Origin of the sequence: Streptomyces sp. NPDC000404 (assembly GCF_040300365.1) — a bacterium.
In the GTDB taxonomy this organism is placed as follows: Bacteria; Actinomycetota; Actinomycetes; order Streptomycetales; family Streptomycetaceae; genus Streptomyces; species Streptomyces ramulosus.
Genome location: NZ_JBEPDN010000010.1, coordinates 18,950 through 34,153, shown reverse-complemented (window position 1 = coordinate 34,153; position 15,204 = coordinate 18,950). Strand labels below are relative to the sequence as shown.

13 protein-coding genes are annotated in these 15,204 nt (G+C 71.2%); 3 read left to right on the top strand and 10 right to left on the bottom strand.

Translation table 11 applies throughout. From position 1 onward, the window contains the following. Positions 1–365: 365 nt before the first annotated feature. The 5 genes from ABT345_RS20255 to ABT345_RS20235 all read right to left on the bottom strand — a co-directional run bounded on the left by ABT345_RS20255 (position 366) and on the right by ABT345_RS20235 (position 4,765). Positions 366–1,289 carry an LLM class F420-dependent oxidoreductase gene (locus ABT345_RS20255; protein ID WP_345085346.1) on the bottom strand — a complete coding sequence of 308 codons (924 nt, stop codon included), beginning with the start codon at positions 1,287–1,289 and terminating at the stop codon, positions 366–368. Positions 1,290–1,605: 316 nt separating this feature from the next. Further along, entirely contained in the window at positions 1,606–2,061 is a 456-nt protein-coding gene (locus ABT345_RS20250) for a DUF6099 family protein (protein ID WP_345085863.1), read from the bottom strand. A 496-nt stretch (positions 2,062–2,557) separates the two neighbouring features. Then, entirely contained in the window at positions 2,558–2,965 is a 408-nt protein-coding gene (locus ABT345_RS20245; protein WP_345085342.1) for a nucleotide pyrophosphohydrolase, read from the bottom strand. Continuing rightward, entirely contained in the window at positions 2,962–4,311 is a 1,350-nt protein-coding gene (locus ABT345_RS20240) for an AAA family ATPase (protein ID WP_345085338.1), read from the bottom strand. The genes ABT345_RS20245 and ABT345_RS20240 overlap by 4 nt, the downstream gene beginning before the upstream one ends. A gap of 64 nt (positions 4,312–4,375) precedes the next feature. Next, positions 4,376–4,765 (bottom strand): cell division protein SepF, encoded by a 390-nt coding sequence (locus ABT345_RS20235; RefSeq protein WP_345085335.1) that lies wholly within the window; start codon positions 4,763–4,765, stop codon positions 4,376–4,378. 402 nt (positions 4,766–5,167) lie between these two features. Here ABT345_RS20235 and nicT point away from each other — a divergent pair, with 402 nt between their 5' ends. Further along, complete coding sequence (gene nicT / locus ABT345_RS20230) at positions 5,168–6,322, top strand: Nickel transporter NicT (protein WP_345085332.1); 1,155 nt, start codon at positions 5,168–5,170, stop codon at positions 6,320–6,322. A gap of 119 nt (positions 6,323–6,441) precedes the next feature. Here the strand turns inward: nicT and ABT345_RS20225 are convergent, their stop codons facing one another. The 5 genes from ABT345_RS20225 to ABT345_RS20205 form a co-directional block, all read right to left on the bottom strand. Then, on the bottom strand, positions 6,442–8,109 hold the full coding sequence (locus ABT345_RS20225; protein WP_345085329.1) for an ABC transporter family substrate-binding protein: 1,668 nt from the start codon (positions 8,107–8,109) through the stop codon (positions 6,442–6,444). A gap of 50 nt (positions 8,110–8,159) precedes the next feature. After that, a complete protein-coding gene (locus ABT345_RS20220) occupies positions 8,160–10,235 on the bottom strand; it encodes a dipeptide ABC transporter ATP-binding protein (RefSeq protein ID WP_345085326.1) in 2,076 nt (691 codons plus the stop codon). Further along, positions 10,232–11,125 carry an ABC transporter permease gene (locus tag ABT345_RS20215; RefSeq protein WP_345085323.1) on the bottom strand — a complete coding sequence of 298 codons (894 nt, stop codon included), beginning with the start codon at positions 11,123–11,125 and terminating at the stop codon, positions 10,232–10,234. The genes ABT345_RS20220 and ABT345_RS20215 overlap by 4 nt, the downstream gene beginning before the upstream one ends. A 1-nt stretch (position 11,126) precedes the next feature. After that, the gene (locus tag ABT345_RS20210; protein ID WP_345085320.1) at positions 11,127–12,110 is read right to left on the bottom strand and encodes an ABC transporter permease; all 984 of its coding nucleotides are present in this window, start codon (positions 12,108–12,110) and stop codon (positions 11,127–11,129) included. 468 nt (positions 12,111–12,578) lie between these two features. Then, on the bottom strand, positions 12,579–13,433 hold the full coding sequence (locus ABT345_RS20205) for an alpha/beta fold hydrolase (RefSeq protein ID WP_345085317.1): 855 nt from the start codon (positions 13,431–13,433) through the stop codon (positions 12,579–12,581). Between the two features lie 335 nt (positions 13,434–13,768). Between ABT345_RS20205 and ABT345_RS20200 the strand changes: the two genes are divergently transcribed. Both ABT345_RS20200 and ABT345_RS20195 read left to right on the top strand, forming a co-directional pair. Beyond that, positions 13,769–14,542, top strand: a complete 774-nt coding sequence (locus ABT345_RS20200) for a hypothetical protein (RefSeq protein WP_345085316.1) — start codon at positions 13,769–13,771, stop codon at positions 14,540–14,542. A gap of 169 nt (positions 14,543–14,711) precedes the next feature. Further along, positions 14,712–15,005 carry a hypothetical protein gene (locus ABT345_RS20195; protein ID WP_345085314.1) on the top strand — a complete coding sequence of 98 codons (294 nt, stop codon included), beginning with the start codon at positions 14,712–14,714 and terminating at the stop codon, positions 15,003–15,005. The last annotated feature ends 199 nt before the right edge of the window (positions 15,006–15,204 follow it).

Genomic DNA, 15,204 nt, shown 5'->3' with positions numbered 1-15,204 from the left:
GCCGTCGTCAACATGGCGCCACGCGGCCTCGGACACCGCCCCCGGAGAGGCGTCGAGTTGACGGCAATTACGGCAAAGCCTCATATCGGCGGCCTCGGCAAATCGCCCGCGCGGTCCAGCCGCCCGTCCCGGTCTCCCCCACCGCCTCGGCGGACGGTTACGCCGTCATGTCCGCGCCCGGATCCGCGCCCCGACGACCGGCCGTCTCCGCCGCTGCGTCTGACGGCAGCCCCGGCGCGGGCCCTGAAGTCCGGGGCAACACAAGGGCCGTCGGGCCAGCGGTTCGCCCGCACGGTCCGACGGCCCTCGGCGCCTCGTCTGCGTGCCGCGCGCCGGTTCCGCGCCCGGTGCGGCAATCGCCGGGCTCAGCCGAGCTGCGACTGCACCTGGGCGGAGATCAACTCCAGGTGGTCCAGATCGTCCAGGTCCAGGATCTGGAGGTAGACGCGGGAGGCGCCGATCTCGGCGTACCGCCCGATCTTGTCGACGACCTCGGCGGGCGAGCCGGCCAGGCCGTTGGCCTTCAGCTCGTCCACCTCCCGCCCGATGGCCGCCGCGCGGCGCGCCACCTCGGCGTCGTCCTTGCCGACGCAGGCGACGAGGGCGTTGGAGTACACCAGGTCGTCGCCCTTGCGTCCGGCTGCCTCGGCCGCCGCCCGCACCCGGCCGAACTGACGCTCGGTGTCCTGGAGCGAGGCGAACGGGATGTTGAACTCGTCGGCGTACTGCGCGGCGAGCCGCGGCGTACGCGTCGCCCCGTGGCCGCCGATCAGCACCGGGACCTTGTGCTGGGCGGGCTTGGGCAGCGCGGGCGACTTCGTCAGCTGGTAGTGCGTGCCGTCGTAGGAGAACTCCTCGCCCGGCGCGGTGCCCCACAGGCCGGTGACGATCGCGAGCTGCTCCTCCAGCCTGGCGAACTTCTCCTTGGGGAAGGGGATGCCGTACGCCTTGTGCTCCTCCTCGAACCAGCCCGCGCCCAGGCCCAGTTCGACGCGGCCGCCGGACATCTGGTCGACCTGGGCGACCTGGATCGCCAGCACACCGGGCAGGCGGAAGGTGCCGGCGGTCATCAGGGTGCCGAGGCGGATGCGGCGCGTCTCACGGGCGAGACCGGCCAGGGTGATCCAGGCGTCCGTCGGGCCGGGCAGGCCGTCGGAGTTGCCCATCGCGAGGTAGTGGTCGGAGCGGAAGAAGGCGTCGAAGCCGAGGTCTTCGGTGGCCTTGGCGACGGTGAGAAGGGTGTCGTAGGAAGCCCCCTGCTGAGGCTCCGTGAAAATACGCAGATCCATGCCTCCATCCTGCACGCTCAGCCCCCGTGGAACCGTCGCCGCGGACCGCGCGCCCCGGATCGAAGCATCCGGCGAACGGAAGGAGCCATCGGCAAGGCCATGGGCGCGTTCTCCTGCGGCGTCGGCCTGCCGCGGCGGACGTCACAGCGGGGAATGCGGGTCCGGCGCCGCCGGGAGCGGTCCGATGGGACCGGGCCGACCAAGGGCCGGAGCGAACGGCCGGGCCGGCGGGCCTGCGGAGGGCCGGGAACGAACGGCCGAGGGCATCAGGTCTGCGGAGGGCCAGGAGGAGACGGCCGGTCCGCAGCGCCGCGTCTCAGGCGAGGTCGCGGTCGCGCACCTCCAGCTTTTCGAGTATTCCGGCTATGCGGTCACGCGATTCGTCCGCGGAGTCCATCACCTCGACGCAGGTCCAGTACATGCCTTCCTCGTCCGCCGTGCAGACGATGCCCACCAGCACCTCGCAGACCTCTCTCAGCAGTCCGCTCAGGCCCGTCAACGCGGCTCTGACGTCCTTCACTTCGGTCAGCCGGGCCGCCCGCAGGCCGCCCGCCCCCGCCACCGTGCACAGCAGTCCCCCGCTGAAGCGCCCGCCCGCATCGCCCAAGCCGCGCGCCCGGGACCGCACTTCGTACGGGCCGAATATCGCGAGATGGCTCCCGACCGCCTCGGCCAGGGCTTGCGCCTGCCACGCCTCGACGACCACTTCGCGCACCGTGCTCGCCTCCGCCAGACCGCGCCGACTGGCCGCGATGATCCGCACCGCGTCCATGCGCGTTCCTCCCTTCGTCGTCATCCGTCTCACCCCACACTCTTCCACTACCCAGAGTGAGGGTGAACACCCAAAAACGCCAGGGGAATTCGCAGATCTGTGGACAACCAAGGCGATGTGGAGAGATCCATGACTCCGGAGAGTGACTTATGGCATGCCCGAGTCTCTCTGGTCACTTCCGTCACGGTCTCCCCCTCGCGATCCGACGTGCCGCTGGATCGCGGCCGCCCCTTCGGCCCCGGACGGCACGGCGTCCCGTTCCGTCACGAGAGGCGGCGCATCACTCACCGCGGACGTCGGCCCGGCTCCGGCGGAACGCCCGAAAGCGTCCCGCGCGTCCGTCCGAACCGGCCACCCGGCAGTGAGGACGGCCGGTCCCGAGCGGGGCCGGCCGTCCTCACTCCTCTCGCGCAAGGAGGCGCCACCCGGCCCTCCCCTTGTTTCTGCCCCGCGGACGGGCGCCCTCGGGGAACGGCGGGGAACCGCAGGACGAAGCTCAGGAGGCGGAATCCGCCCCGCCGGGCCCGTCCGAAGTGCCGTCCGAAGTGCCGTCCGCCGTACGGTCGCGGTCCGGCCGGGCGTCGCGTACCGCGGGGAAGCGGGACTCGTTGCGCTCGATCTTCGCCGCCAGGGCCGTCAGGGCGTCGATCCCCAGGGCCTCGCAGAACTGCAGCAGATAGGCGAGGACGTCCGCGACCTCGTCCTCCACGCGGTGCGCGGAGGCCGGTTCGGCCATCACCGCGGCCGACTGCTCAGGGGTCAGCCACTGGAAGATCTCGACCAGTTCGGACGCCTCGACGCTGAGCGCCGCCGCCAGGTTCTTGGGGTTGTGGTACTGCTGCCAGTCCCGTGCGGCGGCGAATGCGGCCAGTCGCCGCTGGAGGGTGTGGAGATCTTCACTCATGCCCCCAGGTGTAGCACCCGCACCCCGGGCAGTCCGTCGGCGGCTGCCGGATCCCGCACCGTCCCCAGGAGCCGCACCCGGCCGCGGTCCGCCATCCGTACGGCCAGCGCCATCAGCTCGGCCGCCTGCCGGGCGTCCATGCAGCGGTCCGCGCCGTCCGCGACCACCGTCAGCTGCTGGCGGGCTTCCGGGATCTCCGCCACCGGGTCCATCGCCAGCGCCCAGGGCCCGGTGAGCAGCACCACGGCGAGCCCCAGGTAGCGCAGTTCGCCGTCGCCGAGCCGGTCCAGGGGCATCGCGTCCGGGCGCCCCCGGTCGAAGACGGCCTGGATGCCCGTCGAACCGGCCGTCCCGCCCCCGGGCGTCACCGGGCCCGGCGCCGGACCGGCGCCGCTCCGCCCGTCGTCCGCCGAACGCCGGTCCGGCTGCCGGGGCACGGTGCGCAGCCCCTCGGCCGCCCCCGCGGAGGCGGCCCGTAGCGCCACCGCCAGACCGGCGTGGCACCGTGCGCGCTCCTCGGCCATCCGCTCCAGGACCGCCGACAGGTTGTCGCAGGAGGGCCGCAACCGCGCCTCGTCCGCCGGGTTGTCCAGGGCGGTGCCGCCCGCGATCCGCCTCGCCGTGCCCGAGCGGACGGCGGCGTGTCGCCCTTGGGCGGCACGGCCGTCCGGTGCGCCCCCGGGCCGGGCGGTTCCGGCGTGCCCGAGGGCGGACCGCTCGCCGCGGATCGCCTCCGGCCGCGGATCGCACCGGAACACCGACCTGAGCGCCACCACGACCTGCTCCGCGGCGGCCAGCACCAGGCGCTGGCCGGCGGTCTTGCCCGCGACGCGGAGCGGCAACAGCGGGGTGCCGAGGCGATCGTCCGGCAGCGGTGCGCGGGTGACGGGCGCGGCGCCCGCCGTGTGCCAGGCGGCCTGCACGGCGCGGCGGTCCGGATCCGTCAGGGCGGTGGTGAGCAAGGTGGCGCCGCCGCCGGTCAGCCGTTCCCCGGCGATCCGCAGATCGGGCTCGGTCTGGACGGCCAGATCGAGGTGGACCGGCCCGGCCGGACCGTCGACGGTGCAGCCGATGCGAAAACCCCGGCGACCTTGTTCGTCGGGGCGCGCGTCGGCCGGTACGCACGCCGGGGCGCCGCCGGGGACCGAGGCCAGCGCGTCCGCGAGCCGTTCCCCTGCGCCGAGCCGGGCGAGGATGCCGTACGCCTGGAGCGCCCCGGTCTTGCCGCTGCCGCTCGGGCCGGTCAGCAGGGTGACGGGGCTCAACGGGAGGCTGACGCCCCGGTGGTTGCGGAAGGCGGAGAGCCGTAACTCGGTGAGCGCGGGACGCGCGCTGTCGCTATGCATAGCTCGACGCTATGCAGGGTCCCACGGGGCACTCGCCGGAGAACCGTTACATCGTCGGCTCTTCCTACGAATGAGGGACGCCACCCGCGACCGGTTCCGCGACCTCCGTTCCCGGGGGCGCGAGCAGGAAGACATTGGTGTCCACGCGGTGCATTCCGCTGGCCAGCCCGAAGACGACGCCGCTGGAGAAATCCAGGATGCGCTTGGCGACATCCGCGTCGGCGCTGCTGAGATCCAGCAGTACGGGGATCTGCGCCATCAGGTACTCGGCGACCTCGCGGGCGTCCGCGAAGGTCTGCACCCGGATCACGACGAAGCGGCGGCTCTCCTCGGTCGGATCGTCATCGGGGAGCGCGCGGTGATCCGGCCAGGAAGGCCATTCACTGCCGCTACGCAGCGGGACGACCTCGGCCAGACCTTCCCACTGCTCATCGGTGGCATCGGGGCCGTTCACCGCTTCACCTCATCCGTGGGGGCACTGCCTGACGCAATATCCACATCGACCAATTCCAGGGATAAACATACAAACACCGCCGGGTGCGGTACACATCGCACCACATCCGCGGCCCATCCTGCACCATCCACCCGAGCCGGAACCGACAGCCCGGGCGGTTTCCCGCGTCGGGATTGTGTGTGCCTGTTCATCCCCGTGCGCAGCGTCTTTCGGGTGCCGCCGCCATGAGAGTGCGGCGCCGCGAAATGGACGCCGGACAGGGAAATCCGGTGTCGATCACGGTCGGCCGGCGGCGGATTTCGCCGGAGGGAGCCGGACCGAAGCTTTACTGCACATTGGTTGCAGGTAAAACCGACCCGCAGGAATGTGGAAGGGTACGTCCTTCGGAAGAAAGCAGTGTCCATGCCCACGTCCCCGTCCGCGGCCGGTACCGCGCTCACCCGTCGTCAGCGCATCGCCCGTTCGATGACCCGCGCCGAGTGGGGCCGGATGGCGGGCATGGCCTCGTTCATCGTCGCCCTGCACGTCATCGGGTGGTTCACGCTGGTCGCCATCGTGGCGCCGGAGCACTACAGCCTGGGCACCAAGACCTTCGGGATCGGCATCGGGGTCACCGCGTACACGCTGGGCATGCGCCACGCCTTCGACGCCGATCACATCGCCGCCATCGACAACACCACCCGCAAGCTCATGGGTGAGGGGAAGCGTCCGCTGTCGGTCGGCTTCTGGTTCTCGCTGGGGCACTCCAGCGTCGTCTTCGGGCTGGCGTTCCTGCTGTCGCTCGGGGTGAAGACGCTCGCCGGGCCGGTGCGGGACGACGGCTCCCGGCTGCACGAGATCACCGGGCTGATCGGCACCACCGTCTCCGGGGTCTTCCTCTACGTCATCGCCGCGGTCAACCTCGTCATCCTCGTCGGCATCTGGCGGGTCTTCCGGCGGATGCGGGCCGGGTCGTTCGACGAGGACGCCCTGGAGGAGCAGCTCAACAACCGCGGGTTCATGAACCGGCTGCTCGGCCGCGTCATGAAGTCGATCACCAAGCCGTGGCAGATGTACCCGCTGGGCCTGCTATTCGGCCTCGGCTTCGACACCGCGACCGAGATCGCGCTGCTGGTGCTGGCCGGGTCCGGCGCCGCCTCCGGGCTGCCCTGGTACGCCATCCTCTGCCTGCCGGTGCTGTTCGCGGCGGGGATGAGCCTGCTGGACACCATCGACGGCTCGTTCATGAACTTCGCCTACGGCTGGGCGTTCTCCAAGCCGGTCCGCAAGGTCTACTACAACCTCACCATCACCGGGCTCTCCGTCGCGGTCGCCCTGCTCATCGGCACCGTCGAACTCCTCGGTCTGCTCGCCGACAAGCTCGGTCTGCACGGCTTCTTCTGGGACTGGATCGCCGGGCTCGACCTCAACCTCGTCGGCTTCGTCATCGTCGGCCTCTTCTTCGCCACCTGGGTGGTCGCGCTCGCCGTCTGGAAGTTCGGCCGCATCGAGGAGAAGTGGACCGCGGGGCTGCGCTCCGGTGCCGTCGAGGAGGGGGCGCTCAGCTCGTCGGAGTAGGTGCCGCGGCGCTCACCGCCGCTTCCGGTGGGACCGCCACCGCTCCCCCGGGGCCGCCCGCCCGCCGGACCACGGGCCTCCGCCCCGCGCGACCGGCGCGGGGCGGGGGCCCACGGGCGTCACTTCTGCCAGCCGACCGTCTCCGGCAGCGGGCTGTGGAAAATCGTCGCGCCGACGTTGGCCAGGCCCTTCTTCACGCCGTAGGTCGAGGGGCCGCTGAAGAGCGGCAGGAAGGCGTACTGCGCCAGCGCCTTCCGCTCGGCCTTGTTGACCGCGGCCGCCTGCTCGGTGAGGTCGGCGATGGCGGACGTGGCGCGGATCTCCTTGTCGAGGGCGGGGGTGCCGGCGCCGGTGAGGTTGGAGTCGCGGCCCGTGCAGTAGAAGTCGCAGAGGTAGCGGGCGCCGAACGGGTCCATCGAGCGGTTGCCGGAGAGGATCAGGTCGAAGCGGCGCTCGTTGAGGATCTTGGCGAAGTCCGCGTCGTCGCCCTTCTTGATCACGAGGTGGATACCGGCGGGCTTCAGCATGGCGGCCAGCGCCCCCGCGGTGGCCTTGCCGAGCGGGTCGTCCCCGAGGAGGGTGTAGCCGATCTCCAGCTTCTTGCCGTCCTTGACGCGGATGCCGTCCGGACCGGGCTTCCAGCCCGCGGCGTCGAGGGTCTTGGGCGCGTCGCCGGGTGCGTACTTCACCGCGGCGGCGACGTTGTCCTCGTACCCCTTCTGGAAGCTGTAGAGCACGGCCGAGCCGGGCAGCGGCTCCTTGTAGTCGAGGCCCTGGAACTGGATGCGGGCGATCTGCGGGCGGTCGACGGACTCGATGACGGCCTTGCGGACGGCCTTGTCGGCGAGGATCGGGGACCTGGTGTTGACGTTCAGCGAGTACTCGAAGGGGCTGCCGCCGCTGCGGATCTCGGTGCCCTTCAGGCCCTTGAGCTGCTTGAGGCTCTCCGCGTCGACGGCCGAGGTGTAGTCGAGCTGACCGTTCTTGAAGGCGTTGACCGCCGCCGTCGACTCCAGATTGACGTAGACGCGCTTGTCGAGCTTGCCCTTCTTCCCCCACCACCCGGGGTTGCGGACGAAGGTGATGTTGCCGGAGTGGGTGTCCCAGCTGCCGACGGTGTACGGTCCGGTGCCCCACTCCGGGTGGGCCTTCTTCACGTACGCCGTGTTGAAGTTCCCGACGGTGGCCGCCTTCGGGTGCAGGAAGGTGCTGAAGAGGGCGGGCCAGGCGGGGTTGACGCCCTTGAAGCGGATGACGGCCTGCTTGGCGTCCTTGCCGCGCTCGACGGCGGTGATCCGGTCGTAGCCGTCCGTGGACGCGGCGGCGTACTCCTTGTCGGAGCCGTTGTTGGCCTTCCAGGTGGCCTCGATCGCCCGCCAGTCGATGGGGGTGCCGTCGTTGAACGTGGCCTTCGGGTTGAGGGTGAGGACGACCTTCTGGTCGCCGCCGTCGACGGTGACCTTCACGTCGCTGTAGTAGTCGGGGTTGTACCGCACCTCGCCCGCGGGCGAGTAGGTGATCGCGTCGGCGTTGTACCAGCTCCAGACGCGGGCGGCGGTCAGCGTGGCGTTGACGTTGAACGGGTTGCCCTGGTCGTCGAAGGTGCCGGCGGTGGTGTAGGTGCCGCCGTCCTTGATCTTGTCGTAGGGCTGCGGGTTGTAGTCGACGGCGGCCGACGCGGTCCTGGGGCCGTCGGTGGTGACCTTCGCGGCGGGCGCCTGGCAGGCGGTGGCGGCGACGGAGACGGCGGCGACGAGGGCGGTGGGCAGGACCAGTCTTGCGCGCATGGCGGCGGGGTTCCTTCTGTGTTTCGGGGCGGGCGAGAGAGGGTTCGGGGTCAGCCGGCGTGGCAGGCGTAGCGGTGGCCGGGGGCGCCGCCGGCCTCGGCCGGGGCCGGGCGTTCGGTGCGGCAGCGGCGGCGCAGGTCCGCACCGGCGAGGCGATACAGCGGGCAGCGGTCCACGAAGACGCAGCCCTCGGGCAGCCGGGTGGCGCTCGGCTGCTCGCCCTCCAGGACCACCCGCTCGCGGGCGCGTTCGCGCTCCGGGTCGGGCACCGGGACGGCGGAGAGCAGCGCCTTGGTGTACGGGTGGCGGGGGTTAGCGAAGAGCGCCTCGGTGGGGCCGGTCTCGACGAGGTGGCCGAGGTACATCACGGCGATGCGGTCCGAGAGGTAGCGGACGACGCCCAGGTCGTGGGCGACGACGAGGGTGGCGAGGGAGAGTTCCCGCCGCAGCCGCGCCAGCAGGTTGATCACTCCGGCCTGTACGGAGACGTCGAGGGCGGAGAGCGGTTCGTCGAGGACGAGGAGTTTCGGCTCGGTGGCCAGCGCCCGGGCGATGCCGACGCGCTGGCGCTGGCCGCCGGAGAGCGCGGCCGGGAAGCGGTCACTCACCGCGCCGTCCAGCCCGACCAGGCGCAGGAGTTCGGGGACGCGGGCATCGATCGTGGCCCGGTCGGCGCCGATGGCCTGGAGGGGTTCGGCGAGCAGATGGTGGACCGGCAGCCGCGGGTCGAGGGCGCCCAGCGGGTCCTGGAGGACGATCTGGACGTCCCGCCGCAGCTCCCGCACGCGCGCCCCGGCGCCCGCGACGTCGGTTCCGGCGATCTCGATGCGGCCGCCCTCGGGCCGCTTGAGCCGCAGGATCTCCAGCAGCGTGGTGGTCTTGCCGCTGCCGGACTCGCCGACCAGGCCCAGGGTCTCCCCGGCGCGCAGCTCGAAGCTGACGCGGTTGACGGCGTGCAGCGTGCCGACCCGGCGCCGCAGGACGGCGCCCTTGGTGACGGGGAAGGTCTTGACGAGGTCCTCGACGCGGAGCACCACCTCTCCGGGCGCGGTCCGCGCGGCGCCGGAGATCTCCTCCGGTGCGCTCCCGGCGGGGTCCAGCGTGCCGTCGGCGACCTCGTCGGCGCGCAGACAGGCGGCCTGTCCGTGGCCGGGGACGTCGCGCAGTGCGGGGTCGGTGGTGCGGCAGGCGTCGACGGCGACGCGGCAGCGGCTCGCGAAGGCGCAGCCGGCCGGCGGATCGACGAGGGCGGGCGGCTCGCCGCCGATGGGGATCAGCGGGCGGCGCTCCCCGCTGTCCACGGTGGGGACGGCGGCGAGCAGCCCGGCGGTGTACGGCATCACCGGCCGGTCGAACAGCTCCCGGACGCCGGCGCGCTCCACGATGCGGCCCGCGTACATCACGGCGATGTCATCGGCGTGACCTGCGACGACGCCGAGGTCGTGGGTGATGAGGACGAGGCCTGCGCCGGTCTCCCGCTGGGCCACCCGCAGCACGTCGAGGATCTGCGCCTGCACGGTGACGTCGAGGGCGGTGGTGGGTTCGTCGGCGATGAGGACGGACGGTTCGTTGGCGATGGCCAGGGCGATGACGACGCGCTGGCGCATGCCGCCGGAGAACTCGTGCGGGAAGGCGCGGGCGCGCTCGTGCGGGTCGGGGATGCCGACGAGGTCGAGGAGTTCGACGGCGCGGTCCCAGGCGGCGCGTTTCGTCAGACGCCGGTGGACGCGCAGGGCGTCGGAGAGCTGCCGGCCGACGGAGAAGATCGGGGTGAGGGCGGACAGCGGGTCCTGGAAGACCATGCCGAGGTCGGCGCCGCGGACCGCGGAGAGCGCCTTGTCGCCGAGTCCGACCAGGTCACGGCCGTTCAGCAGGACCTGTCCGGTGAGGTCGGCGGTGGGCGGCAGCAGGCCCATGACGCCCATCGCGGTGGCCGATTTGCCGGAGCCGGACTCGCCGACGATGCCGAGGGTGCGGCCCGGCAGCAGATCGAAGGAGATGCCGCGCACCGCCTCGACGGTCCCGGCTTCGGAGGGGAAGGAGATCCGCAGGTCCCGTACGGAGAGCACGGGGGTGGTGGTGCCGGGCCGCGGTGCCGGGCGGGGCAGGGTCGTCGTACGGGTCATCGTCGGCCTCCAGCGGCGCCGGTCACGGAGGTGGGGTCGAGGGCGTCGCGCAGTCCGTCGCCGATGAGGGTCATCGAGACGGTGAGCAGGACGACCAGGCCCGCGGGGAAGGCGAAGAGCCAGGGGGCGCTCGTGACGGTGCCCGCGCCGTCGGCGAGCATCGTGCCGAGCGAGACGTCCGGGGTCTGGACGCCGAACCCGAGGAAGGAGAGGGCGGTTTCGCTCAGGACGGTCGTGACCACGCCGAGCGTCAGATTGACGATCAGCAGCGAGCCGAGGTTGGGGATGAGGTGGCGCCGGATGATGCGGAGCGCGCCGACGCCCATGAACTCCGCGGCCGTCACGTAGTCCCGTTCGCGCAGCGAGGTCGAGACGGACCAGATGACGCGGGCGGTGGACATCCAGCCGAAGACCGTCAGCACGACGATCAGCACCCGCCAGTCCCCGGCGAGCCGGTGGGAGACCAGCGCGAGGATGAGGAAGGAGGGGACGACCAGCAGGAAGTGGATGACGGCGAGCGTCAGCCGCTCGATCCGGCCGCCGAAGTACGCGGCGCCGGAGCCGATGACCGCGGCGACGGTGACGGTGAGCACGGAGACGCTGACCGCGATCACCAGCGACCGCTGGAGGCCGTGCACGGCGGAGGCGTAGACGTCGTTGCCGCCCTGGTTGGTGCCGAACCAGTGGGTGGCGCTCGGCGGTTGGGTGAGCGCCGCGAAGTCGGTGTCGGCGTAGGTGTACGGGGTGAGGAGTCCGCCGCACGCGCTGAACAGCACCAGCAGGGCGAAGATCGCGACGCCGGCGACGGCGAGCCGGTTGCGCAGGAAGCGCCGCAGGTAGAGGCGGCCGAGGCGGTGGGCGGGGGCGCCGGTTTTGGTGGCGGTGGCCATCTCAGCTCACCCGGACTCTCGGGTCGAGAAAGACGGTGGCGAGGTCCGCGAGGACCGCGCCGACCGCGGTGAGGGCGGCGGCGAAGGCCGCGGTGGCGACGGTGCCGTGCACATCGTTCTTGGCGATGGTCTGCAGGAAGTAGCGGCCCATGCCGTTCCAGCCGAAGATCGTCTCGGTGATGACGGCGCCGGTGAAGAGCGCCGGGATGCTGAACGCCACGGAGGTCGCGGTCGGGATGAGCGCGGTGCGCAGCGCGTGCCGGCGGATCGCCTGGGCGCGGGTGAGTCCGGTGGCGCGGGCGGTGCGGACGTAGTCGGCGTGGAGCGTGTCGAGCAGCAGGGACCGCTGCGTCAGGTGATAGCCGACGTATCCCATCAGGGTCAGCGTCAGGGTCGGCAGGATCAGATGGAGGAGGCGGTCGCCGATCACGGGCAGCAGCCCCTCGACGTTCGGGGAGTTCTCCCCGGCGACGTAGAGGAAGTGCAGCCCGGCGTGCTGGTTGAGCCAGATGGCGACGAAGACCACGGCGAGGGCGGCGACGGACGTCGGGATGTTCAGCACCACGACGGAGACGGTCTGGGAGACGCGGTCGGCCCAGCCGTACTGCCGCGAGGCGGTGTACACACCGAGCGCGACGCCGAGCAGGACGGACAGGAGGGTGGCGAGGACGACCAGTTCGGCGCTGACGAGGGCGCGGTAGCCGATCTCGCCGTTGACGGCGACACCCGTGGGGGACTTCCCCCAGTCGAAATGGAGGACGACGGAGGTCAGCCAGTCCCACCACCGGTGCACCAGCGGCACCTGCGGGTCCAGGTTGTAGGGCGCGAGGGCCCGGTCGATCTGCTCCTCGGTGCGGACCGGCCGCAGGTCCCGGAAGTTGGCGCGCGGATCGAGAAACCAACTGGCCAGGAAATAGGTGGCGTTGGTGGCCACCACGATCATCGCCAGCCAGCCCGCGGCCTTGCGCGTCACATGGCGCAGCACGCGCGCCACCTCCTGGGGCGGGCCGCGGGGGCGCCGGGTCTGCGGAATTTCTGCATGAGCCGTGGAGCTTTCCGGGAAGGCGGGACAAGAGCGAAGTGCACAAACGTGCGATCGCCAGTCTTATCCGCGCCCTCTCATGGGCACCAGACCTGGCATATGCCCGCCATGAGACCGACATGTCGGCGTAGCAATCGGCGGCATTCCCGGATTGCCTACGCGCGCGTGCGCCCCTGACGGATTCCGCGCCCTCGGAAAGGGAACCGGAAGGGAATCGGGAGGGAATCGGGAGGGAATCAGCGCGCCGGGGAGACCCTTTCCCCGGCGAAGGTTCCCACGCCCTGAAATTCTCAACTCCGCTATATCGCAAGGGATTTGAACGGTAATCCGGGAGCCGCTCCGCCCCTCCCCCGCGACACCGGTGACCGGCGGCGCGTCCCTGTCCCGCACCGCCGGTCACCAGCAGGAACGTCAGCTCTCGGCGAGACCCGCGAGGAGTGCGGCGGCGGGCTCCGGGTGAACGAGCCAGTGCAGATGACCTCCCGGAAGCGTATGGACGTCGAACGGGTTACCGGGGGTGAGGGCATCGCCTTCGCGGATCATCCGGTCCTGCATACCGAGCGGAACGGCGAGGTCCTCGGCCAGCCGCACATACGACTTGGGAATGCGGCCCCAGGTCGCCTCCCGCGCGCAGTCGGCGAGGGATCCGCCGTCGAGATTGTCGTCGGGCTGGAAGGTGTTCAGGAAGGTGCGGAATTCGTCGTCGGTGAGGTCGACGCCGAGGGTCTGCCGCAGTGCACCGAGCGCCTCCGGGTCCGCGGTGCGGAAATTGCAGCGGAGCAGCCCGAGTTCCGCCGGATCGCCGACCAATGCCGTCGCCATGGCGCGCGGATCGACGTCCGCCATCTCCGGTTCGCCGTAATACCCGGCGACATCGAGGTCCACCGGACACCAGGCGGAGACGTAGACGAGGCGGTCGACGAGGTCGGGCCGGGCGTTGCCGACCGCGGTGAGGGTGATGCCGCCGCGGCTGTGGCCGACGAGCACGGTCGGGCCGTTCCGCTTGGCCCGCTCCAGAACGGCGATGACGCGGGCGACGGCGTCGGCGAGGGTGACGTCCTTGATGCCGCCCGGCTCCGACGCGAGCGCGTCGGCGTCCTGCGGCGTCTGGTACGAGGCGGGGAAGGTCGCCTCGAAGCCGTGCCCCGGCAGGTCGACCGCGACGGATCGGTGCCCGAGCAGGCCGAGTTCGGCCTGGAGCGGCGCGAAGGAGAAGGAGTTGGCGAACGCCCCGTGGACGAGGACGAAGGTCGGAAGAGTTTGCATGCCTCAGCGTCCATCGAATGCGATCTCGGCGGCAAGCGAGTTAGGGAGGCGAAGCGGTCACGGTGGCGGGGCGGAGTCGGGGCGGGGCACCGGCGGTTGAAGAAGTCGAGTCGGCTGCCTCCAGCGGGCTTGCCGCCCTTTGCCGATCGGCCGACCGCCGGGAACCGCCCCGCAAGTCGGCGCCTACAACCAGCCCTTCGTATGCTTTCTTAGCTGTATTCTTACGAGAATTCATAGGGGAATTCCTAAGGCACACGCTGAAGTGATGATTCAGCGCGCTGCGTTGTGCCAATCGCTCACCGAATTGCCGTCACCATCCGTGGCAGCATGGCCATATGGCGACGACAAGCCCTTCGGAAACCTCTCCCGTTCCCTCGGGAACGCTGCCCCAGCAGGACACCATCCGCCTTCTTCTGGAGCGCTCGGCGCGCCCCAACCGCGCCGTCCCCATACGCAGGGAATTCCTCCAGCAGGGCCCCAAGGGAGCCCCGGCTCCGGGCCCCCTCCACGATCTCGTCCGGCGGTCCCGGACGCGGGCGCTCGACCTCTATCTGCTGGTCAGCGCCGTGACGAGCAGCCGCGACTTCGATGTCACCGAGTGGGCGGCGACATGGGCCCGCTCGGTGGGCGATCACGGCGAGAAGTCCGGGCAGACCACCGTCTCGCGGGCCTGGAAGGTACTCACCGACCTGAAGCTGATCGAGCGGAGGAGGGGCCGGGAGGGGAAGACCACCGTCATCAAGCTCCGCGAGGACGGTTCGGGCACCCCGTACACGCCGCCCCGCAGCAGCGGCGGGGACCCGTACTTCCCACTGCCCTACGAGTACTGGGACCACGGCCTGAACGAGTCCCTGAGCCTGCCGGGCAAGGCCATGCTGCTGATCACTCTCAGCCAGCGCAAGGAACGGTTCCCGCTCCCCCAGGGCCGGATGCCGAACTGGTACGGCATCTCCGCCGACACCGCCGGCAGAGGACTCACCGAACTCCAGGACAAGGGCGTCCTCGCGCATGTCGACGACGAGCGGTTCGCGACGCTGAGCACGCGGACCGGCTGGGCTTCCCGGCCCGTCTATTCGCTGTTGGCCCCGTTCACACCGCGCGGCCTGTGAAACCGCGGCTCGCCGTTCGGCACCCCGACCGAGGGCTCTCCGATCGTGCGGCCGAAGGCGTCACGAGGACGCCGAGACCCCGTATGCCGCACCGTTCCGCCCCTGGTTGGCGCCGGGAGGAACGGTGCGGCACCACCGCCGGCAAGAAACTGACAGTTGGAGAACACCGGTGAGCAACCTCGGAATGCGACGCCGCCCCAAGCCTTCCCCCGACCATGATGCAACGCGGCCACCGGAGCCGGCGCCGCCCGCGCCCGTCGTCCACGTGGTGATCAACGGCGCCCGGCCCCACGTCAACGTCACCTCCGCCATCGCCACGGGCAACGGCAGGAGCACGGTCGGCGTCGGGGAGACGGCAGCGGATCGGTACGCCCCCTGGACCAGGAGGCAGATCTGGGCCGCCCTCGCCACGTTCCTCACCGTGCTGGGCTCCGTCGCGGGCGTGATCGCGCTGTTCCTCTGACCCTCATGGCGCCGGCGGCACTTCCCTGATGGGTGCCCGCCGACGCCATCGGCGCCACCACCCCGATCCCCTGCCCGTCGCCGCCCGCCCGCCTGTCCTTCCCTGGCCAGGGCGCGGCCCGCCCTGCGAAGGCGAGGCGATCATGCGTCGTCACGGAGTTGCGCCGGGGTCGGGTCGGTGTGCGAGAGTGGACGTCCGG